This is a genomic window from Cohnella xylanilytica (genome assembly GCF_014212175.1).
GTDB classification, from domain to species: Bacteria; Bacillota; Bacilli; order Paenibacillales; family Paenibacillaceae; genus Cohnella; species Cohnella xylanilytica.
On record NZ_JACJVR010000130.1, the window covers coordinates 1 to 21,828 of the forward strand.

The 21,828-nt window shown below is 61.8% G+C and carries 23 protein-coding genes; 4 read left to right on the forward strand and 19 right to left on the reverse strand.

The window, feature by feature from the left end:
• Positions 1-45: 45 nt before the first annotated feature.
• The 13 genes from cyoE to H7B90_RS29570 form a co-directional block, all read right to left on the reverse strand.
• Complete coding sequence (gene cyoE / locus H7B90_RS29510) at positions 46-975, reverse strand: heme o synthase (protein ID WP_185139487.1); 930 nt, start codon at positions 973-975, stop codon at positions 46-48.
• Positions 976-1,170: 195 nt separating this feature from the next.
• Positions 1,171-1,626, reverse strand: coding sequence for a GNAT family N-acetyltransferase (locus H7B90_RS29515; protein ID WP_185139488.1), 456 nt, complete (start codon positions 1,624-1,626; stop codon positions 1,171-1,173).
• The gene (locus H7B90_RS29520; RefSeq protein ID WP_185139489.1) at positions 1,616-2,050 is read right to left on the reverse strand and encodes a DUF1801 domain-containing protein; all 435 of its coding nucleotides are present in this window, start codon (positions 2,048-2,050) and stop codon (positions 1,616-1,618) included. The genes H7B90_RS29515 and H7B90_RS29520 overlap by 11 nt, the downstream gene beginning before the upstream one ends.
• Positions 2,051-2,084: 34 nt before the next feature.
• Positions 2,085-2,894, reverse strand: a complete 810-nt coding sequence (locus H7B90_RS29525) for a GNAT family N-acetyltransferase (RefSeq protein WP_185139490.1) — start codon at positions 2,892-2,894, stop codon at positions 2,085-2,087.
• Between the two features lie 130 nt (positions 2,895-3,024).
• A complete protein-coding gene (locus tag H7B90_RS29530; protein ID WP_185139491.1) occupies positions 3,025-3,504 on the reverse strand; it encodes a DUF6530 family protein in 480 nt (159 codons plus the stop codon).
• A 214-nt stretch (positions 3,505-3,718) separates the two neighbouring features.
• Entirely contained in the window at positions 3,719-4,885 is a 1,167-nt protein-coding gene (locus H7B90_RS29535; protein ID WP_185139492.1) for a DHHW family protein, read from the reverse strand.
• A gap of 20 nt (positions 4,886-4,905) precedes the next feature.
• On the reverse strand, positions 4,906-5,829 hold the full coding sequence (gene rnz / locus H7B90_RS29540) for a ribonuclease Z (RefSeq protein WP_185139493.1): 924 nt from the start codon (positions 5,827-5,829) through the stop codon (positions 4,906-4,908).
• Positions 5,830-5,876: 47 nt separating this feature from the next.
• Positions 5,877-6,272 carry a YkvA family protein gene (locus H7B90_RS29545; protein WP_185139494.1) on the reverse strand — a complete coding sequence of 132 codons (396 nt, stop codon included), beginning with the start codon at positions 6,270-6,272 and terminating at the stop codon, positions 5,877-5,879.
• Positions 6,273-6,459: 187 nt separating this feature from the next.
• A complete protein-coding gene (locus tag H7B90_RS29550; protein WP_185139495.1) occupies positions 6,460-7,113 on the reverse strand; it encodes a FusB/FusC family EF-G-binding protein in 654 nt (217 codons plus the stop codon).
• A gap of 244 nt (positions 7,114-7,357) precedes the next feature.
• On the reverse strand, positions 7,358-7,837 hold the full coding sequence (locus H7B90_RS29555; protein ID WP_185139496.1) for a DMT family transporter: 480 nt from the start codon (positions 7,835-7,837) through the stop codon (positions 7,358-7,360).
• A 32-nt stretch (positions 7,838-7,869) separates the two neighbouring features.
• Positions 7,870-8,568: a Crp/Fnr family transcriptional regulator gene (locus tag H7B90_RS29560; RefSeq protein WP_185139497.1), complete on the reverse strand. Its 699-nt coding sequence runs from the start codon at positions 8,566-8,568 to the stop codon at positions 7,870-7,872.
• A 40-nt stretch (positions 8,569-8,608) separates the two neighbouring features.
• Positions 8,609-9,043 (reverse strand): DMT family transporter, encoded by a 435-nt coding sequence (locus tag H7B90_RS29565; protein ID WP_246578555.1) that lies wholly within the window; start codon positions 9,041-9,043, stop codon positions 8,609-8,611.
• A 147-nt stretch (positions 9,044-9,190) separates the two neighbouring features.
• Positions 9,191-10,381 (reverse strand): cytochrome P450, encoded by a 1,191-nt coding sequence (locus tag H7B90_RS29570; RefSeq protein ID WP_185139499.1) that lies wholly within the window; start codon positions 10,379-10,381, stop codon positions 9,191-9,193.
• Between the two features lie 277 nt (positions 10,382-10,658).
• Between H7B90_RS29570 and H7B90_RS29575 the strand changes: the two genes are divergently transcribed.
• The 4 genes from H7B90_RS29575 to H7B90_RS29590 all read left to right on the forward strand — a co-directional run bounded on the left by H7B90_RS29575 (position 10,659) and on the right by H7B90_RS29590 (position 14,142).
• A complete protein-coding gene (locus H7B90_RS29575) occupies positions 10,659-12,470 on the forward strand; it encodes a sensor histidine kinase (protein WP_185139500.1) in 1,812 nt (603 codons plus the stop codon).
• Positions 12,460-12,636, forward strand: a complete 177-nt coding sequence (locus tag H7B90_RS29580; RefSeq protein WP_185139501.1) for a hypothetical protein — start codon at positions 12,460-12,462, stop codon at positions 12,634-12,636. Before H7B90_RS29575 ends, H7B90_RS29580 begins: the two co-directional genes overlap by 11 nt.
• Positions 12,637-12,781: 145 nt before the next feature.
• Entirely contained in the window at positions 12,782-12,937 is a 156-nt protein-coding gene (locus H7B90_RS29585) for a hypothetical protein (protein ID WP_185139502.1), read from the forward strand.
• A gap of 254 nt (positions 12,938-13,191) precedes the next feature.
• Positions 13,192-14,142, forward strand: a complete 951-nt coding sequence (locus H7B90_RS29590) for an aldo/keto reductase family protein (RefSeq protein WP_185139503.1) — start codon at positions 13,192-13,194, stop codon at positions 14,140-14,142.
• A gap of 133 nt (positions 14,143-14,275) precedes the next feature.
• Here H7B90_RS29590 and H7B90_RS29595 read toward each other — a convergent pair whose 3' ends face one another.
• The 6 genes from H7B90_RS29595 to H7B90_RS29620 form a co-directional block, all read right to left on the reverse strand.
• Entirely contained in the window at positions 14,276-15,943 is a 1,668-nt protein-coding gene (locus H7B90_RS29595; protein WP_185139504.1) for a ribonuclease J, read from the reverse strand.
• A gap of 106 nt (positions 15,944-16,049) precedes the next feature.
• A complete protein-coding gene (locus H7B90_RS29600) occupies positions 16,050-16,373 on the reverse strand; it encodes a cupin domain-containing protein (RefSeq protein WP_311772835.1) in 324 nt (107 codons plus the stop codon).
• Positions 16,370-18,493: a heparinase II/III domain-containing protein gene (locus H7B90_RS29605; protein WP_185139505.1), complete on the reverse strand. Its 2,124-nt coding sequence runs from the start codon at positions 18,491-18,493 to the stop codon at positions 16,370-16,372. Before H7B90_RS29605 ends, H7B90_RS29600 begins: the two co-directional genes overlap by 4 nt.
• Before the next feature lie 9 nt (positions 18,494-18,502).
• The gene (locus tag H7B90_RS29610; RefSeq protein ID WP_185139561.1) at positions 18,503-19,366 is read right to left on the reverse strand and encodes a carbohydrate ABC transporter permease; all 864 of its coding nucleotides are present in this window, start codon (positions 19,364-19,366) and stop codon (positions 18,503-18,505) included.
• Between the two features lie 38 nt (positions 19,367-19,404).
• Positions 19,405-20,304, reverse strand: coding sequence for a carbohydrate ABC transporter permease (locus H7B90_RS29615; RefSeq protein ID WP_185139506.1), 900 nt, complete (start codon positions 20,302-20,304; stop codon positions 19,405-19,407).
• Positions 20,305-20,386: 82 nt separating this feature from the next.
• Positions 20,387-21,790, reverse strand: a complete 1,404-nt coding sequence (locus H7B90_RS29620; protein ID WP_185139507.1) for an ABC transporter substrate-binding protein — start codon at positions 21,788-21,790, stop codon at positions 20,387-20,389.
• Between the last annotated feature and the right edge of the window lie 38 nt (positions 21,791-21,828).

The window sequence follows — 21,828 nt, forward strand, 5'->3', positions numbered from 1 at the left end:
GCGTGCCTCTGGGCACGCCATGAAAAAAAGCCGCGCGAACGCGGCTTAGAACAACGGCTTAAGGAGCGAATACCCGATGATCGCGAACATGAGGACCGTAATGTGGTTGAGCGAGAAAATGAACATCCACTTGGACCAGCCGGCTTCCTTCATCCGGCGGTAACCGGCGAGGCTCAGAACGAGCCAGGCCAGGCTGAGCACGGCGGCCGTAATCGCGACGAACGGGCTGAAGCTCCAGAACAATCCGCTGGAGACGAACAGCAGCGCGAGATAGACGTTCGTCTGCTGGTACGTGCGGCGTATGCCCTTCACGACCGGCAGCATCGGAACGTTGGCGGCCCGGTAATCCTCCAGGCGCCGGATCGCGATCGCGTAGAAGTGCGGCATCTGCCACAGGAGCATCAGGATGAACAAGGCGGCGATGCCCGAATGCGTCATGTCCGAGGAGATGGCCGCCCACCCGATCAGCGGCGGCGTCGCGCCGGACAAGCTTCCGACCTCCGTATTGTAGACCGTTCTCCGCTTCGTCCACATCGTATAAGGCACGACGTACAGGAACAGGCCGAGGAAGCCGAACAACGCGGCCAGCGGCGAAGCCATGTACAGAGCGGCCAATCCGGCCGCGGCCATCGCGGACCCGATGACCAGGCCGCTTCTCGCGCTGACCCGTCCCGTCACGGTCGGCCTCTTCTTCGTCCGTTCCATAATGATGTCGATGTCCCGGTCGTACACGTTATTGAACGCTCCCGCCGAACCGATGACGAGCGTGGAGCCGATTAACGCCAGAACGATGCTTCCGATTTTGTCGAAGAACGGGATGTCGTTAACGAGCAGCGCCATACACAGTCCGGCGAACATGGCGATCAGATTCGATTTGATAATGCCGATTTTGATCGTATCGAAGATGACTTTCGGCAAGGAGCCGGCCGCGAGATCGTAGCCCGCGACGGCTTCGTTTCCTTTCAGCGCGCGCAATCGAACACGCCTCCCTTCCCCCTTCTTGTCTCTATCCTACCAAAAAGAGAGGCTTCTATACGGATAATTCGCAATCCATCATCAATCTGTCAAAAACATGTGGCAAATTTATTGAAATTGGAGGATAAAGTTTGCCTTTTCTGCCCTTAATCGCTACTTAAGGCGCTTGTTGCCCTGCGAACACGGGCAAGCGGACTAGAGCTCCTTGGTCATGAACACGCTGTTGGGATCCTCCGCGTAATCCGCGAACAGCCCGCAATACTCGAACCCGAAGCGCGCATACAAATTGCGCGCGGGAACGAACGCTTCCATCGACCCCGTCTCCAGGCTGAGCCGCCGGTAACCGCGACGCTTCGCTTCCCCGATAATATGCTCGAGCATTCTCGAGGCGACGCCTCGGCGGAGGAAGGCCGACGACGTTCGCATCGACTTGACCTCTCCATGCTCCGGATCCAGCTCCTTCAAGGCCCCGCAGCCCGCCAACCGATCCCCTTCCCATGCGCTCCAGAACGTGATTTCGGGTTTGCGCAAGCCGTCCAGGTCGAGCGCATGGACGCTCTCCGGAGGGGAATGCTCGAACATGCCTTGCAGATGTTCTCCGATCAAGGCCTGCACTTCAGGCCCCGTCAGATCGTCGCGCTTAATCTCCATCTTCGCTCTCTCCTTCTCCAGGGGTTGTCGCCCTCATCCAACCGTCGACGATCGCCGCGAGCTTCGCTCTCTTGGAATCCAAGTCGCTCCTGTCCGTTATGATCAAGATCGCCCTATCCTTCGCGGCCCACTCCAGCAGCCCGGCGTCGTCTTCCGGAATTCGAATGCCATCCGCCGATCCGGCCGGCTTCGCTCCCGTGTGGAAGACCAGGCGGAAGAACCCCTTCCCCTGCAGGTTCATCGTGACCCGGTCCTCGCCGCGGTAAAGGAAGCTCGGCGCGTTCCACTTGATATGCTCCGTAATCTCCCCGTTAGCGCCGAGTATGATCCGCCTCGCTTCGAGAATCTCGTCTTTCAGCGGATGCACGAGCTTATCGAGGAAATCGGCGACCTGTTCAGGCCCCGACAGTTTGCTCGCCTTCATAAGGAATCGCTCCTCTCCGCTCGGAACCGAATCATCATAACGTCCAGGAAGTCCGGACGTAGCCGATCTTCATGCCGACTCGTTCCATGTTCCGATGGCTGGCGGACAGATAGGCGCATTGGCCGACCGCCAGGCCGCACGATTGTCGCCCGGCTTCTTCCAATCTTCGCAGCAGCAGGCGGCGCTGCAAGCCCATGTTCCGGTATTCGGGCAGCGTCGCCGCGAACGTCATGGAGGCGATCCCGTCCCGCGTTCGCAGCACGCCGGCCGCGGCCGGCTTCCCGTCCAGGCAGGCGACGTAGAACTTCCAGCCCGGCCGTCCGTGCAGCACGCGGTTGTTCGCGGCCACGTGCGGGATGCCGTCGTCGGAGAGGCCCGTCCCCCGGCAGTGGATCCGCGCGTAGAGCTCGAATTGATCCTCCTGCAGCTCCTCGATTCGAATCCGGTCCGAGGGCTCCGGCGCGATCGCTCCCGGCGCCATGTAGAGCGAAGCGTGGGTCCCCGACGGATAACAGCCGTTCTCGACGAGCCGTCTGAGGAACGCGGAGTCGACCGCCGAAGGCACGATCTCCAATTGCGGCTTCCGCCCTCGGGTCCGATAGAAGTCGAGAATCGGTTCGATCGAATCGATGTCATCGCTTCTAAGGCCTTTGACGGTGTTGAACGACGGCCAAGGCATCGTCTCGCTGTAATAGCAGACGGCGTTCCCGAACTCGCGGATCTCGACGCCCTCCGGGTTGCCCGGCCTGCCTCGGATCGCCTTCATCCGGTCCGTCATGTATTCGATCTCGGAGGCCTCGATCGACCGAATCAGGTCGGGCGTAGGAACTAACGGCGAATTCATGGCTCACCCCGCGAACTTCGTCCGGCTTCGCATCCATCCTGCTTCTATTCCTTCAAGTATTCGCGGTTCGTCGTCAATTTCCTTCAAGCCTCCGCAAGGAGGTCTCGCCCGCGCTAAGATCGAACGCGATTCAATACCCCATCTCCTTCAAGATCCCCGACAGGGTACGAAGACGCTCGCCGATCAGCTCGTCGTCGTCTCGAAGAGCCTGTCCGAACAGCTTGATATCCTCGTCGATCCGTTCGTTGTCCGTGCAGACCGCCACCGTCATGGCGTCGCCTTGAAGCCCGACCCGGTCGATAACGGGCTTCTCCGGGTCGTACAGATTCTCGTAACGGTACGCTTCGCGGAAGTGGGCCATCGTCCGGCAGATCAGGATCGACAGATCGAGCACGCGGTGCAGCGGAAGCTCTTCCGACTGCCGGGACCACTTCTCTCCCGTATACCTCCATACCTTGGCGGAGATATCGACCTTGCCGCGATCGTTCCATTGGGCCAAGCCGAGGGACAAGCCCTTCGCGTCCGTCTTGCCGGCGTAACGGCCGTCCACCTGCTCGTAGTTCTCCGAGACGACGACCGGTTTATGCTTTAACGTTGTCGGAATTTTCATATGCGTCCCCTTATCCCGGTAACTTTTGAATAACGGAAATACTTCTGCGAATCGATTTCATCGATTAGCTCGAATTACTCGATTACTCGGTTACTAATTCCCAACTCATCATAGCCCGGACCGCAAGGATAGTCAAACGGCAAAACCGGAACCAGACGCAAACATAGCGAAAAGAGCCCGCGCCGCCGCGCGAACTCCTGCTCCTGACTCGTCTCTACTCCCGTCCGCTCTCCATGAGGCGATCCAGACTCTCCGCTACGGAGGAGTTGCGCGCCACCGTCGAATTGTTCAGGAACAGAACGTCTTGGATGTCCCGGTCCCTCAGGAACCCGGTCAGGCTGCCTCCGTACGACCGGGGGTCGATATAGTAGATCGTCTCGTAATGGGGGATCAGATACGGAATCAAGGCGTTGCCGAAGGAATCCTTGACGACCAGAATCCTTCTTCCGTTCGCCGTCCCCGTCTCGATCGCTCCCCATGGGTAGTCCCCTCCGAGGAAGACGGCGTAAGCCCCGTTCCCCAGCTTCGCGTACCTGGGATCGACCGCCTTCTTCTCAAGAGGCTTGTCTTGCTTCGTATAAGCGTAGTACTTGTAGCTCCCGAGCGGAAGGCAGTACGTCAGCGTATCCGGATGGGCCTTGAGCTTGGCGCTCCCGGTCGCCTTGTAGTCGCTGCCCAGCACCCCTTCGATCGTCCCCTTCTCGAAGCGGCCGTAATCGATCGGCTTCTCTCCCATCGTATCCATCAATTGAACATAGGCGTAATAGGCGCCGATCGCCGTCCAATGATGATCCGTTCGGAAAAAGAGGTATTCGCCGGCCCGGCTCTTGAGGGCGCCGTATGCATCGACCCGGACGATGGCGGGATCCAGCCCGTCGTCGATATGGGCGAACGCCTCCTTCTGCGAATCGTTCATCGACTCGTAGCCGGAAGCGTCTACGAACTCCGCGGAAGTGGGAACGAGCATGCTGTAGACGCGAATCGCGGAATCCGTCCGTTCCCGGAAGCGGTTGAGCGCCTTCGCGTACCGCTCCGCGGCGTCGGCCGAATACTCGAACAGCGTCACGGCGCGATCGTCCATAATCAGGTAACGCACGGAACCGACCTGCACGACCTCGCCCGGCTTCTCCGATGCCTGGGAATCTTTCCCGGTCTTCGGCCCTTCTCCGGCATCGGAATCGTCGGCGCCGGCATCGGGTTCGCCTTCCGCACCGGCGCCCGCGGCCGATCCGGAATCCGTCCCCGCATGCGTCCCCTCCGAAGCGCTGCCTTCCGGCTCGGGAAGCGACGGCTGTGAGGCGCCGCAGCCGAGGAGCAATCCGATTACGACGAGCCATGCGGCGGACTGGAAGCTTCTTGTCGTTATCGATCTCCCAGGCAAGCGAACGGCTTCTCGAATCTTCACGGGGTCACCCCGACTTCGAGGTAGTCGCGGGCGGCTTCCAGCTCGGGGAACTCCTTGCGCGCTTCCGCGACCATGGCCGCGACCTCCTCTTCCCCGTAACGGGCGCTGATGTGCGTCACGATCAGCCGTTTGGCCTTCGCCCGCCTGGCGATGCCGGCGGCTTGGGTAATCGTCGAGTGGCCGTAGTCGAGCGCCTTCTCCTCCATGCCGGCGCCGAAGGTCGCTTCATGCACGAGCACGTCCGCGTTCCGGGCCAGCTTCACGGCATTGTCGCACGGACTCGTATCGCCGAGGATCGTGACGATCCGGCCGTCGGACGGCGGTCCGACGACTTCCGAGGAGAGAATCGTGCTTCCGTCGTCCAGCGCGACGTCTTCCCCTCTCTTCAGCTTCCCGTACAAGGGGCCGGGAGGAACGCCGAGTCGGGCCAGAGCGGCCAAGTCGAGCGCCCCGGGCCGAGGACGCTCCGTGATCCGGTAGCCGATGCACGGAATCCGGTGATCGAGCTCGGCCGTCTCGACCGAGAAGCGATCGTCCAAGTCCAGCGTATCGCCCGGCTCGATCTCGCTCACTTCCAGCTCGTAATTCAGGTGGGCCTCGCTTACCCTCAGCACGGTCCCGAGATAGTCGGCGAGTCCCTTGGGCCCGTACACCCGCAGCTTGCCGGCGCCGTCATGGAACGTGCGGCTCGTCAGTAGGCCCGGAAGTCCGTAGAGGTGGTCGCCGTGCATGTGGGTAATGAAGATCCGGTCCAGCTTGCTCAGCTTCAGCTTCGTTCCCAGCAGCCGATGCTGCGTGCCTTCGCCGGCGTCGAACAGCCAGAACCGGTTCCGCTCCTCCGGGAACCGGAGCGCCACGGACATCACGTTGCGTTCCGGCGTCGGCCGGCCGGCGCTCGTACCGAGAAAAATCAGCTTCAATGGACGCCCTCCGATCAAGGCCGCCTTCGCCGGCGGCCGGATTCGTGTCAGAAGAGGCGATAGAGCACGGAGCCGAGCCAGACGGCGAACAGGATCCACACCGCGATGAAGACGGCGGCGGCCGCCCAATTCGCCGGCTTGCCCTTCCCGCGCATCGCTTCGGCTTCGGCCCGGCAATCTTCGATCACCTCGGAAGGGATCATGCGGAGCGCCAGCGTAATGCCCAGCGGCACGATGACCAGGTCGTCGAGATAACCCGCGATCGGAATAAAGTCGGGAATCAGGTCGATCGGGCTGAACGCGTAAGCGACCACGCATAACGTGAACCATTTGGCGTACTTCGGAATTCTCGGGTCCTTGTAGGCCAAGTACAGGACGAACAGATTTTGCTTCAGCTCTCTCGCCTTGCTTCGAAGCTTGGAGAACACGCCCCGATGCTTCATCGTATCCCTTCCTTGCGCTGACGCTTGCAGCAGTTATCGTTGACAAGCCGGCGCCGTAGTATGTAACGGGGCCCGTCCGATCCTCGGGCCTAGCGTCGCCCGCGATGTTCACTCCGTGTCGCGGCCGCGCGAACAACCGGGAAAGACCGCCGGAGGCTCCGGCGGTCTTCCGCTTCGAATCGTTCGATTAACCGAGGACGTCCGCGAGGAATCTCTCCAACGCGTCGATCTCCGTCAAGTTATCGTTGCACTTCTTGCTGTCCACGCACAGATAGTTGCCGATCGCCTTGTAGTAATCCGGCGAAGCGCCGGCCGGCTTCGACTTGGCGGTAGCCGTGAACAAGGCGACCTCTTCCTGCTTATTGCAGAGGAAGCAAGTGCTCTTCTTGTTAGCCGGCGTGAATCTTCCCTCGACTCCGGCCAGCTTCCCGTCCATCGGATAGACGAGGAACAGCTTGTTCGTCGCGATATCGGTCCAGCCAAGATAGGAGACGCGGCGGAAGTCGACCGCTTCGAGGTCGGGCAGCTTCAGCTTCTTGGCCTTCGGGAACAGCTTCCGCAGCTGCGCTTCCGTCGTTGGCGGGAATGGTTCCAGATAAGGCTCGAGGGAGCGCAAATAACTCTGGAACTGCTCCTCCTTGTCGTACGGCAGGAACGCCTCCAGCGCCGCGGCCTGCTCGCCCGTCGCGTTCGGGAACGCCTCCGCGATTCGCAGCTGGACGCTCTCTCTGACCGACTTGACCACCTTGGGATCGAACACCGTCTGGCACGTATGCTGAAGCAAGCGGACTTGCTTCCGAATTAGGTTATACTGATGGTTTCTAATAAATGGTTGGTTCATCGCTTTACGCCCCTTATTGGCAAATTGGATGGTTCAATAAGGTGCAAAGCCCATTATTAGAAACGATATCGGCTTAATCGGGCGATCTTCTCTCGTTCAAGTCCGCCCCATGCAAAGTATCGCCCCTAATTAGGCTTTGCATGAGTCGTTGCGAGTCCCGGCAATGTGATTTGCCATCCGTACCGACCTCCTTCGTACGAATACATTATATAGGAGGTCCGATTCCGGGGGCAACACCGAATCGTTACGCTTCCGAAGCCTCCTCCCCGGGCGCCGCCCGTTCCCGGGCTTGGCCGCCAAGCTTCAAGAGCGCGATTCCGGCGATCATGACCAGCGCTCCGACCGCTTGCTGGGCCGTGAACGGGACTTGGCGAAGCCCGAACCATCCGAGGGAATCCCACAGCAGTCCGAACAAGAGCTGCGAGGACAGAGCCGCCGCGACGGCGACGGTCGGCCCGAGCCGCTGGATGCCGCGCACGAGACAGAAGACGACTCCGACTCCGATGAAGCCGCTGAACGCGAACCAGGTCTCCATCGATTCCAGCGCGAACAACCGCTTGCCTTCGAAGACGAGGCCCAGCGTCAACGAAGCCGCGAAGCCGAGGCCCAGGACGAGCGCCGTCGTCGCCCAGGAGCCGGCGGCTCCGTTCACCCGGCCGTTGAACGCATTCTGCACGCCTACGAGAGCCCCGGCGGCCAGGGCGAGGACGAATCCTGCAATCATGCCGTATCCCTTCCTTCTATCTCCTTAAACTCTTATCCGCTCGGCATCGGATCGACCAGCTCTTGAAGCCGGCGTCTATCCTTCACGACGATATGCCCGCCGACCCGCTCCAAAAGCCCTTCCGCGCACAACCGGCCGATGACGCGGTTCAAGTGGCGGTAGCTCGTTCCGATCGCGTTCGCCGCGTCCTTCAGTTCGGCGGAACGCAACCGTCCTTGGAACGGCGTGCCGGAACAATCGGCGGCGCGCGACAGCAAGTAACCCGCGAGCCGAGTCTCGACCGGGTGCATCAGGTTGAAGCTTAACGATTCCGACTTGGTCCAGAACTTGCGCGAGATGACGTCCAGCAGCCATCGCAGGAAGGGGGGATGATCCAAGGCGAAGGCGCTTAAATAGCGGTAGGGAGCGGAGATCGCGACGACGGGCGTGACGGCTTCGACCGTATTGAGATAATCGGCGCCTCTCGCGAATTCGATCTCCCCGATCAACTCGGGAGGCTGATGGAAGGTGAGGACTAGCGTCCTTCCTTCCGCCGAGGAGGTGGAGACTCTGAGCTTGCCTTCTACGAGCAAGTAGAGATGATCCGGCTTGTCTCCTTGGGAACATAGGCGTTCGTCGGGCTCGTACTTCCGCAGAGCCAGATGGGGCAGCAGCTCCTCGGGCAGAGCGGATTCGATCCGATACCGGCGCAGATAGCCGTTCATCGCCTCGGGGTCCTTCCATTCCTTCATTGGCGCGCTCTTCCTCCTGTCACCCGAGAGGAACCTCGGTTCACCCTCGTAGAATCGCCACGCCGGCGATCATCAGCGCGATTCCGGCCCATTCGGCCGGATTCGTCCTCCGCTTCTCCAAGCCGAGCCACCCGCGCTTCTCGACGACGAACGTGAGGCACAGCTGGGAGATAAGCACGGAGGCGATCGTCAGCGCGGCGCCGATCCGGTGCATGGCCGTTACGTTGCAGTAGATGATCGGCGCGGCGAAGGCGCCTCCGGTCAAATACAGCGGCTTCGCCCGCTTAAGGCTTCGCCAGCCGCCGTCCCCTCGCAACGCGAGAATGGCCAGCGACAGCGCGAATCCGGCGAATTGCGTCATCGCCGCCGCCTGCCAAGTTCCGATCGCCTGGCCGATTCGCGAATTGGCCGCTCCTTGAAGCGCGAGACAAGCTCCGGCAACCACAGCATACAAGATTCCCAATCGGTTCGTCACCCCTCTATCGATCTCCCCTTTATTACACGATAGATTCCTCCCCGGCGAAAAGGACATAAGTCCTCGACTTCTTGGACCGTCTTCAGAACGAAAGGCGCCGCGACGGCCCGGTTGTTCGCCGGGCGTCGCGACGCCGAATCGGATGGCTCAGGACTTGGGGCGGCCGGAGTCTCTGCGTTCGATTCGCAGAGGAAGGCGCTTAAGCCCGAGCAGGTTGAAGTTCGTCAGCGGCTCCAAGTCGGAGCCTTCCGGGATGCGGAACGCGGATACCCGGCCGGCCAACGCCTTCAGCGCGGTCGTTACCTCCAGCCGGGCCAAGGGCGCACCGAGACAGAAGTGGATGCCGTGGCCGAACGTCAGGTGCGGAGCCGGCGGCCGGGTAATATCGAATTCGTTCGGGCGGTCGTACTTGGCCGGGTCGCGGTTCGCCGCTCCCAAGAAGACGGCGACACGGTCGCCGGCCTTCATGGCGACGCCTCCCACTTGGGTATCCTGCTTGACGAGCCGGAACATGAGCTGGACGGACGTCCGATACCGCATCACTTCCTCGACGGCCTGGGACGCCAGATTCGGATCGTTCGCGAGCTTCTCCCATTGGTCGGGATGTTCGGCGAACGTGCGGATCGCGTTGGAGAGCAGATTGGTCGTCGTCTCGTTGCCGGCGACCAGGAGCAAGGAGCATAAATAGCTCGCTTCGGTATCCGACAGCGCCCGCCCCTCCACTTCGGCGACGGCCAGCCGGGAGATCAGGTCGCCCTTCGGCTCCCTTCTTCTCTCGTTAAGGAGATCCCGGAAATACCCGAGCAGCTCGTCAAAAGCGGCGACGTGCTCCGGGAGCGCCTCCGTCTGCCCGGTCAGCAGCCGTTCGGAGATCTCCACCGTCGTGTCGGACCAGCCCTTGAAGCGGCCGAAGTCTTCCGGCGGAATGCCGAGCATCTCGGCGATGACCGAGATCGGGAACGGCACGGAGAAGTCGCGCACGAAGTCGATCTCTTCCTTGGCGAACATCGCGTCGAGCAGCCGGTCGACGATCTGCCGGATGCGGGGCTCGAGCTCCATGACGGCCTTCGGAGTGAACGCATGCGTCGCCAACGCCCGAAGCTGCGTATGGCGGGGCGGGTCCATTCCGGTCAATTGGTTCTCGAACGGGAAGTCCTGGGACAATCCGTCGAACACGGCCGAAGAGAATGTCTGATGATCGGCGAACACCTTCTTGACGTCGTCCGCGCGGAAGACGAGGTAAGCGCCGAATTCGGGACTGAAGACGACGGGACTTGATTCGAGCATCTGAGCGTACCACGGATAAGGGTCCAATCTCAGATCCGTTAAGCTGGACATAGATGACCTTCCTCTCGATTGATGGACTCCACCTCCATCAAACCATGCGGCCGATCGTCCGGGTAGTGACCGCGGTCATTCGGACGGTCATCATGTTCGCCTCCGTCGAATAGGACGATCCACTCGCATATGCCCGAACCCGCGTCCGACTTCGGTCTCTTCCTCGTGTCCGGAAGGTCGCCTCGGAGCGTTCAATTCGCCGTATCGGAGAATCGGCAGGATGCCTTATAATACGAGTGGAAGTTTATATGCCGAACGGTTGGGAGAGATCTCATAGATGTCGTCCACGCGGAGAAGGCAAGCCGGGAGGCTTCTTCTTCAATACTGTCTTTTTCTGACGCTAATAGGCGTCAGTTTCGTTCTCCTCACCGCGCTGATCAACGGCGGCTTGAAGACGCCCCATTTTCCCCAAGGACTCGATATGGCGGACGACAAGCTGCATGCCCAGATCCGGCTCGGCGATCTGAATCCTGCCGTTCCGGGGAACGCGGAAGGCCGGGCGGGTTGGGAAGAGCTCGCTTCCGTTCTCGGATCCTCCGCCGCCGATCGCTACGAAGGGGTATACTGGGTGCGCATGACCTATCGGGATCTGGACATGCACTCGCCGAGAGTCTGGATCCGCGGGGTCCCGCAATACGAGGTATACGTGAACGGGACTTCCGTCCTGGCCTTCAATAACGAACGCCCGAATCCGCGGGTGAGCACCTTCACTCAATTCCGGCTCGTCCCCTTGCCGCCGGAAGGAACGATTCTGTTCCGCTTCGTCGCGGGGAAGGACGGCGTCGGCGTTCATATCAATTCCGTCATGATCGCGGACGCCGACGACGCCTACGCTCACATTCTGCGCCAGAACGCGGTCAAGATCATTCTCGGAGTCGTCTTCGCGTTCATGGCGGCCGTCTCCCTATTCGCTTATCTGACGAACCGCCGCAACCCTTTGTTCCTCTATTTCGGGCTGTTAAGCTTGGGCCAAGGCTTCGGCTGCTTCGTCCGTTCGGAAGCGCTGAATTATTACGTCGACGCTTCCGCCGTCTCCTATTATTATCCGCTGGCCTGGCCGTTCTCCATGGTCGCCTACCTCGCCTTCCTGGAGAGACTCTACGGAGCCGGCTACCTGTCCATCGTTCGAAGGGCGCGTCAGCTGATGCTGGCCTGCTTCCTCGTCAGCGCCGCGTTCTCCTGGGCGAATCAAGAGGCGTACGATTGGCTGACCGGCCCCAACTTTCAATTCCTGCTCGTCCTCGTCCTGGCCGGCGTATCGTTCTCGATCCTCCGATCGAAGCGCGAGAAGCCGGAAGGCACGATCGAATGGATGCTGCTCGGCAACGGCATCATCTTCCTGCTCTGGATCCAGAGATGGCTGCTGTCCCATTTTTACGCGCTGCAGGAATGGATTTTCGAACGCTTCCCGCTGTACTCGTTCTATTGGCAGCCGAACATCGGCTACATCGCCGGCTTCATCTTCGCCTTGTGCACGGCCCGGGTTCTGGCCTCCTACCTGGGCGATATGCAGAAGCAGCTGGCGAAGCTGAACGAAGGCTTGGAAGAGCAAGTGAAGGAGCGGACGGCCGATCTCGAACGGATGCATCTTCAGCTGCAAGAATCCATGCGGGAGAAGTTCGAGGCGCTCGGAGAAGTGGCCCTGCTCGAGGAGCGCAACCGAATCTCCCACGAGATCCACGACATTCTCGGCCATAAGCTGATCGGGACGATTATTCAGATGGAAGCCGCCCGAAGGCTGATGGACAAGGACATGGAGACGGCCCAGGCGAAGCTGGATTCGGCGCTCGAATCGGTCCGCAAGGGCTTATCGGACGTCCGTACCGCCGTGCGTCTCATGAAGGACGACTTCGCGAATCGCGATCTGGTCGCTTATTTGAACGAATTGATGGACGATACGGAGAAGATGACCGGAGTCACGATCGAACGATCGATGACGCCCCTCCCGCCTCTCGACGCCATGCGCAAAAAAACGATTTACCACGCTTTGCCAGGAAGGAATCACGAACGGAATCAAGCACGGGGGCTGCCGTCAATTCCATTTCTCGCTCCAGGCCGAGGGAGAATGGCTCACCTTCTTGCTGTATAACGACGGGGTTCCGGTCGCGTCGGTGCCTCGCGGGTTCGGGCTGTCCTCGATGCACGACCGGATCCGCCGCCTGGGCGGTTCCGTGGAGCTGAGCCCCTCCGAGGATGTGCTGCCGGGCTCCGTGCTGAAGATCCGGATGCCGATCCGGGAGCCGGAGGCTTCGTGACGGAGCCGACGTTCCCCGCCGACGTTCCCCTTCGGGGTTCGCTGCCGCGTTCGCCGCCGCGACCGCTTCCGCGCATAGCCGAACTTCCTCTTCCCCACACTAACGAAGCGTCCGAACCCGAAGAGCAAGGAGGTCGACCGAAGACATGAGCGATTCCCGATCCAATCCCGAGATGAGAGATCTCAAGACGCACCAGGCCGGATCCGCGACGCTGCACGAGACCCGCACGACCGCGAAGCCGGTCCTCATCGAAGAGGCCGACGCGCCCGGACCGATCAGCGAGAACAAGACTCGCTCCTGACCGGACTCGCGACCCCGAAGCGCCCTCGACGTCCGCCGACGTCGGGGCGTTTTCGTTTTTTTTGCGCGGCTGTCCGGCTCTTCGGTTTCGTCTTTGGCCGGGTACGGGTAATAGCTCTGCGGGGCCGTCGCCGTTTTTTTTTGCGCGGATCATTCGTTGTCCATGTATGTTTGACGACCCCCCGCTCATACATTTCAACTGACAACGAAGCGCGACGCGCCTACGAGCTTCGTGCCGAACAGGGAGGTTTAAAGATGGAGTATCGCAGATTGGGCCGCACCGGATTGAAGGTCAGCGAGATCAGCTTGGGCAGCTGGCTTACTTACGGAGGCTACGTGGACAAGGACCGGGCCGTCCGGACGATTCGGGCCGCTTACGAGGCCGGGATCAACTTCTTCGATACGGCCAACGTGTATAGCCAAGGGGAAGCCGAGCAGGTCGTCGGACGCGCGCTCGCCGAATACCCGAGAACGTCCTACGCGCTCGCGACCAAAGTCCGCGGCCCGATGGGCCCGCTTCCGAATGACCAGGGATTGTCTCGCAAGCATATTATGGAACAATGCCATGCTTCGCTGAAGCGGCTCGGAACGGACTATATCGACCTCTATTATTGCCACTACCCGGACGCGGACACGCCGCTCGACGAGACGCTCCGGGCGATGGACGATCTCGTCCGCCAAGGCAAAGTGCTGTACGTCGGCATCAGCAACATGTCGGCGCTGGAGATAACGAGCGCCGTCTCGATCGTCGAGAAGTACGCTCTCCACCCGATCGCGGCCAATCAGCCCCTTTACAATATGTTCGCGAGGGACATCGAGCAGAACGTCATTCCGCTCGCGAAGAAGCACGGAATCGGTCAGGTCGTCTACTCCCCGCTCGCCCAAGGGGTGCTGACCGGCAAGTATCGCTCCGCGGACGATTCCGTGCCCGCCACGCGCTCCTCGACCGAAGAAGGCTCGCAGACGATCCGGTCCTGGCTGCGCGAAGATTTGCTCGCCAAGACGAGACGGCTGCAGGCGATCGCCGACGAAGCCGGCGTCTCGTTGTCCCGCTTGGCTCTCGCGTGGACGCTCCGCCTCCCCGAGATCTCCAGCGCCATCGTCGGAGCGAGCACCCCGGAGCAAGTCGCGGAGAACGCCGAAGCTTCGGGCCTGCGGTTCGGCAGCGAGGTGTGGGATCGGGTCGACGCCGCCTTGGCCGACTAATCGCCGTCCGATTGCCGTCTTCGGGCAGCCTTGTTCGAATCGTGCGAATCGCCTTGAACGCGAAGGCCCCCGCTTCCCTTAACGGAATGCGGGGGCCGGTTCGCGCTTGCCGGCGGACGGAGCTGGCCGCGGTTCAAACCTCGATAATAATCGGGAGAATCATCGGCCTTCTCTTCGTCTTCTCGTACAGGAATTGGCCGAGCGCGTCCTTCAGCGTCTGCTTCATGACGTTCCATTGGCTCGCGTTCTCCTCGAGCATTCTCCTCGCGGTGTCGGTCACGAGCCGGTTCACCTCGCGGATCAGCCCTTCCGAATCCCTCACGTAGACGAAGCCCCTGGAGATCGTGTCGGGGTCGGACAAGATCTTGCCGTCCTCCTTGCTGATCGTGATGACGGTGATCAGAATGCCGTCCGCCGACAGCTGGCGGCGATCCCGCAGCACGATATTGCCGATGTCGCCGATGCCGAGCCCGTCGACGAGAATCTGTCCGGCCGGGATGCGTCCCGCCTGCCGGACGACGCCGCCGCTCGACTCCACGACGTCCCCGTTGCCGAGCAGGAAGATCCGGTCGCTTTCGACCCCGACCGCCTCGGCCAGCTGGCGATGATGGTGCAGCATCCGGTATTCGCCGTGAATCGGAATGAAGTAGTCCGGCTTCATCAGAGTGAGCATCAGCTTCAGCTCTTCCTGGCTGCCGTGTCCCGAGACGTGCAGCTCGCTGCGCGAGCCGTAGACGACCTCCGCGCCGAGGATGTACAAGTTGTCGACGATGCGGGAGACGTTCCGCTCGTTGCCGGGAATCGGGTTCGCCGCGATGATGACCGTGTCTCCGGCCTGGATCTCGATCAGCCGGTGATTCGAGGAAGCCAGCCGCGACAGCGCCGCCATCGGCTCTCCTTGGCTGCCCGTGCACAGAACCGCGACCTGCTCCGGAGGCAGGTTCGCGGCTTCCGCGGGATCCGCGAGCATGCCTTCGGGGATGTCGAGATACCCGAGCTCCCGCGCGACCTCGACGACGTTCACCATGCTGCGTCCGAGCAGGGCGAGACGGCGGCCGGTGCGCGCGGCCGCGTCGACGACCTGCTGCAGCCGCGAGACGTTCGAGGCGAAGGTGGAGACGAACACCCGGCGCTTCGCCTTGACGAACGCTTCTTCGAGGTGGGCGCCGACGATCCTCTCCGACGGGGTGAAGCCCGGCCGCTCCGCGTTCGTGCTCTCCGACAGCAGGATCCGCACGCCCCGCCGGCCGATCTCCGCCATCTTGTGAATGTCCGGGTACTGCTTGTTCACGGGCGTCATGTCGAACTTGAAGTCTCCCGTATGGACGACCGTTCCCTCCGGCGTGTCGAAGACGACGCCGAGACAATCGGGAATGCTGTGGTTCGTATTGAAGAAGGACACCTTCACGGAACCGAGCTCGAGCTGCGAGTCCGAATCGATGCGGTTCAGGCTCGTCTCGCGCAGCAGGCCGTGCTCCTTCAGCTTGATCTCGATAAGTCCGAGCGTCAGCCGAGACGCGTAGACGGGCATCGGCAGCTGCTTCAGCAGATACGGGATGCCGCCGATATGGTCCTCGTGGCCGTGCGTGACGATGAGCGCCCGAACCTTGTCCCGGTTGTTCAGCAGATAGGCGATATCCGGAATGATAAGATCGATCCCGAGCAGGCTCTCGTCGGGGAACTTCGACCCGCAGTCGATGACGAGGATGTCGTCACCGTGCTGCAGCATGTACATGTTCTTGCCTACTTCGTTCACTCCGCCCAAGGCGGCGATTAGCAGGCGTTCTCCCTTCCCGGTCATGAACGTCCCTCCGCTCGCTTTTTTCCTTATATTATGAAAAGCGGGAGGGAGCTTTATCCGCCGGACGTTCGTCTTCGGCGCAGATATCGGGAAGTTCGCGGCTCGTTCATTCTCGACGGCGCAGCAGATCCTCCCTGAGCGGCGTGAACGAATCGAGCAGCGCTCCTTCCTCCAGGGCGGTCACGCCGTGGAGGGTGCCGCTCGGAATGTACAGCGTCTCGCCTTGACGCAAGACGATCTTCTTCCCGTCGATCCGGAATTCGAAGCTTCCCTTCAGACAATAAGTCAGCTGCTCGTGCGGATGCGAATGCTCGTACCCTTCCGCCCCCGCTTCGAAACGGACTTCCATCATCATAAGCGACGCGCCCGGGGCGAAGATCTTCCTTCGGACTCCCGGCTCCGCGTTCTCCCATTCTCCGCTCGCGCTCACCTGCGTTCGCCTCCTTCGTTATCAACCCCATAATCGATTTTCTCGATCGAGGCTCCGGTCTCCTTCCGCCAATCGAGCAAAAAGGCGGTCGGCGCCGAAGCCGTCCGAAGCGCGATCTTCCACGTTCCGTCCGAGACGTTCGACACCTCGAGCGTTGGCATAGCCGGGGCATAACCGCAATAGGACTCTCTTGTCGCGGCGTATGCCTGGACGAACAAAGCTCCGCGGCTTCCCGGCGCCCGCCGAACCCAAGTCGTTCTCTCCCGCGTCGGCGGGTTGTCCGGCGTCCGGGCCGTATACACGTCGGACGGCTCCGAGCACCAGCTCAGCTGCCGCAGAAGGCTGCCGTCTCTCATCCGGCAGACGAACGTCCCGCCGGCTCCGGACGCGAGCTTGCGGGTTCCGCGAAGCCATCGCGGATCCGCGGCGGCGAACGGCGTCTCGTCGGTCTCCGCCCACTCTTCGCCGGCCGATGGCGCCTCTTCCCCGCTGAAATGGCAAGCGAGCGCGATGTCCCTCGGCTCCGGCGTATCGGCCCTGAACAGATCGATCAGCCAGCCGTCCGCCAGCAGCGCGATTCGCCGGAATGACGCGCCGAAGTAGGCTCTATCGTCCCAGGACGCCGGCTCCGGCGGCGGATAGATTCGGTCCCGAACGGCATAATCGTCGCCGCGCCAGTCGACCGCCGTCTCGATCCACGCGCCCCAGTCCGTCTCCTCGAACCGGACGAGCCGGCCGTCGCGGGGCGGCTGGTCGGCCCCGTTCAGCGTCGCCGTGTTGTGCGAGAACGTATGCTTGAACCAACCGTAATGCGCCGGCACGCCGTAGGCCGTCGTTCCGGGATCGATGAACAACGGAACGGAACCCAGGCAGACGGACAACCCGAGCCGGTCCAGATGGTCATGCTCCCCGCCGTACTTGCTGTGCTTCACGGTCACCTGCCACCCTTCCCTTCCGGCCAGCTTGCTGAGCCCGCTCTCCGGCCGGACGACAGGCCGGCAACAAGCTTCCAGCAGCGCATCCGGACCGTTCTCTTCGGCCGCGCCGAGCTCCCGGCCGAACAACAGCGCGTTCGCGGAATCCCGGCGGACGGACGGCAACCCGTAAGCCGCGTTCAAGAACGAGCCGTAGATACCGTCCCCGTACACGCCGTACGCGACCTCGTACAAGGACGCATACTTGCCGATGGAGTCGTTCGGACCGGCGTCGTTGAACGAAGGCATCGTTCCGTCCGGCTGCACCCAATCCAGCGGGTAATCGAACATCGCCTTCAGCGATTGATCGGTCCACAGGTCCCAATGCGTCCCTTCGGCGACGAGCGCGAAGGCCGTCAGCGCATGGAGCGCGTACGCATGATACTGGATGTTGCCTTCGTACCAGAGACCGTCGGAGAAGATGCCTCTTCGCATCTGGTCCCGCAAGCCGAACTCGCCGTCCATGCCGGCCGTCCGCACGCCCTCGTCTCCGAGCAGGAGGCTCAGCGCCGAGATCGCGGACGTGATCAGGACGGCATGGTTATGAATCTGCTTCTCCTTATGGGCGACGAGGAAGCGGGCGCACGGCTCGAGGAGTCCCCGGCGGACGCGTTCCTCTTCCTCGTCGGACCATTCCCCGCGCAAGAACGCGTAAGCCGCGGCGACGTCCTGGATCCAGTGCGCTTCGTCCAGCGTCTGCGCGAACAGCTTCCCCGGGCCGTTATACGGAATATCCCCGTGAATCTCGTATCCGGCGTAATAGTCGGAATAGGCCAGCAAGAAGCCCTTCGCCGCGGCCGCAAGCCCCGGGTCCGGCCGGACCGCGTTCAGCAGCGAGGCGTGGAACGCGGCGCGCCCGATCCGGTTATGGGCGATCGTCGTCCAGCACGAATCGTACGGCTCCCCGGCGTAGACCTCGCCGCATTCCGGGCAGCGGTGCCGCGTCGGACGCTCCCATTCGAAGACCAACGCCGCCCCGTCCTTCGGGCAGTAGTAATAATGCGCCCATTGTCCACGCTCGCGAGGCCCGATCTCGTACCGGATCGCCTTCGCCGCTTCCGCCTCCCGCCGCAGAGCCTCCATCGCGGAAGCGAACGCGGGGTTCGCCGCGTTCTCCCGCAGCTTCGACAACCGTCTCTCGTTCATCCGCGCCTCCTATCCCTTCAGCGAGCCGGCCGTCATCTGCATGAACGACTTGTTGGCGACGAGATAAGCGGCGAGCAGCGGCAGAATGGACAGGCACGCGCCGGCGAGCAAGTAATGCGTCTGAACGGCGGCGCTCGACCCGTAGCGCAGATAAGAGAGGCCGACGGTCAGCGTCTGCAGGTTCGGGTTGTTCAGCGTGAAGACGAGAGGCCTCAAATACTCGTTCCAGGCGCCGCAGAACGTGAACAAGGCTCCGACGCCCAGAGCCGGCCGCAGCAAGGGCAGAACGATCCGCCAGTAGATGCCCGCGCTCGAGCAGCCGTCGATTCGGGCCGCTTCGTCCAGCTCCCGGGAGATGCCCTGAAGGAAGCTGAGGAGGATAAAGAAAATATACGCGTGGGAGCTGATCAGAATGAGAATGACCCCCCACAGCGACGTATTCAGATTCAGGTCCACCATCAGCTGGAACTGGGGACGCAGCACGACCGCTCCGATCGCGACGAACATCGTGGACGCCTGAAGGCCGACGAACAGCGCTTTGCCGGGGAACTTCATCCGTTCGACGACGTACGCCGCCATCGACGCGACGATCAGCGTCCCTACCGTCGTCGCCGCGCTTACGAACAGGCTGTTCCAGGCGAACCGGGAGAAGTTCGCTTGCACCCACGCTTCCTTGTAATTGGCGAACTGCCAGACGGACGGGACCAGCTTGCCGCCCGCCGCGATCTCGGCGTTCGTCATGAACGAGCCGAGGAACGCCGCGACGAGCGGGAACAGGATCAGAACCGCCGTGACCAGAAGGAACAGCCCCAGCAGCAGACGGCCTGGCCAAGGCCCCGCCGCGGGGCGCCCGGAGGAATTCCTTGTTCGCATGGATGGCCAAGCTTCCGATTTCATGAGGAGTCCTCCTTCTATTGAAGCCGATTCAGCCGCCGGGACAGCAAGTGGTAGCCCAGCGTCACGACGCCGACGATGACGGCCGTGGCGAAGCCGACGGCGCTGCCGTAACCGAATTGCTGGTCGGGCACGTAGGATGCGGACGGCGTCGGGAAGAACAGCTTATACACGTACAGATACATCACTTCCGTCTTGCCGATCGGACCTCCGTCCGTCAGCACCATGATGCTCTCGTACCCTTTCAGCGCGTTGATGATGGCCAGCATGACGACGATCTGCAAGACCGGCCCGAGCATCGGCAGCGTCAAGTACCGGAATTGCTGCCACCGGTTCGCCCCGTCCAAGGAAGAGCTCTCGTACACGTCCCTTGGGATGTTCTGCAAGCCGGCTAGGAACAGCAGCATGTAATTGCCGACCGCCCCCCACGCCGCGATCAGAATCGTCGTCAGCATCGCGTGCTTCGGGCCGAGCCACGGAATCGGAACGGAGATCAGGCCCAGCTTCAGAAGGTATTGATTCAAGATCCCGTTATACGAGTTGAACAGAATGTAGAACACGACCGCCATGACCGACGAGCTGATGATCGTGGGCATGAAGTAGATCGCCCGCAGCGCGCTCCGGCCGCGGAACGCGCGGTTCAGGACGACCGCGAGGACCAGGCTGAGCGGGATCGTCAGAATCAGCTTGCCGCCCGCATAGACGAACGTATTGGCGACCGAATGCCAGAACGGACCGTCGCGGTACAATCTCTCGAAGTTGTCCAGGCCGACGAACTTGGCCTCGCCGTAGCCCTTGTAGTCGAAAAACATATAGCGGATAGCCCAGCCGATCGGGTAAATTCCAAGCACGACGGTCAGCAGCAGGCTGGGCGCCAGGAACGCGTAAGAGAAGCCGATTCGCCGCAATTTGATCATTGGTTCCACTCCCATAGACGCTCTCGGTTCGATGGAAAAGGCGGGCGGAACGATCCGTTCCCCTGCCCGCCCTTCCTCCTTCTTATCGAATCTTCATCGGGTCGAAGCCCGGGTCCGGCTCCGCCTTCGCTTCCCCGGCCGCGATCGCCTTATCCAGGGCGTCGTTGTAACGTTTGTTCAGATCCTGGATCATGGCGTCCAGATCGCCGCCGCTCAGCATGTACTTGAAGAACACGTCGGTTGCCAGCTCCCCTTCGACCTTGATGGCCGAGGTCGGCTCCAGCGGCCAGGTGCCGTCGTTCTCCGTCGGCAGGAACCCGTCGATTCCGACGATGTTCGGCTTCCCGGCGATCTTGGCGATCTCGGGCACCATCGAGAGGCCGAAGCCCTTCTCTTGGTACGTCTTCAGGATGTCGTCGCCGTACATGTACTGCATGAACTTCCAGGCCGCGTCCTTGTTCTTGGATTGGGCGCTGATCGCGAGCCATTGGCCTCCGAGCAGCGACGTCTTGCCCTTCACCGTACCGTCGATCGTCGGCGCCGGAGCGGCCGCCCAGTCGATCTTCGCCGGGAATTGATCCTTGTAGACGCCCGGCTCGGACGAGAACGACAGGTACATGCCGATCTTGCCTTCGGCGAATTGCGCGCGCAGCGGGTCGATGTCGAGCGACTCCATCCCCGGCATCGTGCTGCCGTCGTCCACCATCTGCTTGAACGCCTGAATGATCTCCTTATAGCCGTTCCAGTCGTATCTCGCCGTCTTGAAGTCGTAGCCGAGCCCGCCGTACCCGCTCGCCTCGGCGATGACCCGGGCGGACCGGAACAGGGCGCTCTGCGTGCTCTTGAAGTTCTGGGCGAAGCCGTACGCTCCGTCGGCCTTGCCGGCCGCCGTCAGCTTCTTGGCGTCTTCGACCATCTCGGCCAGCGTCTTCGGCAGTTCGGCGATACCCGCCTTCTTGAACAAGTCCTTGTTGTACACGAGCCGGATTGTCGATCCGTAGTTCGGCAGGCTGTACGTCTTGCCGTCGATCACGTTGAAGTCAGGGATGGCGGGGAACTTCCGTTTGAATTCGTCCGTCAGATACGAATCGATGGGCTCCAGGTATCCCTTCTTCGCCCAAGGCTGGATCGTGTTCTCCTTGACGCGGATCAGGTCCGGAGCCTGGCCCGACGAGAAGGCGAGATCGATCGCCTGGTTGAAGTCGTCGGTTTTGACGACCATCTCCACCTCGATGCCGTCCGGGTTCGTGTCGTTGAACTTCTGCACGATCTCTTTGATATAGTCTTGATCGTGCCGGTCGCCCGTCCAGTAGCTGAGCTTGATTTTCCCGGCCGGCTTCGCGGAAGCCGGAGCGGATGAGGCCGCTTCGGACGAGCCGGTCGGGGACGCGGCCGAGCCGCCGCCGTTCCCTCCGCCGCTTCCGCATGCCGCGACGGCGACGGTCAGCGCTCCGACGAGCGCGGCGGTTCCAACTTGCTTGATCATGGCTGATCCTCCCTTGTGGATGAGAACGCTTTATCGCT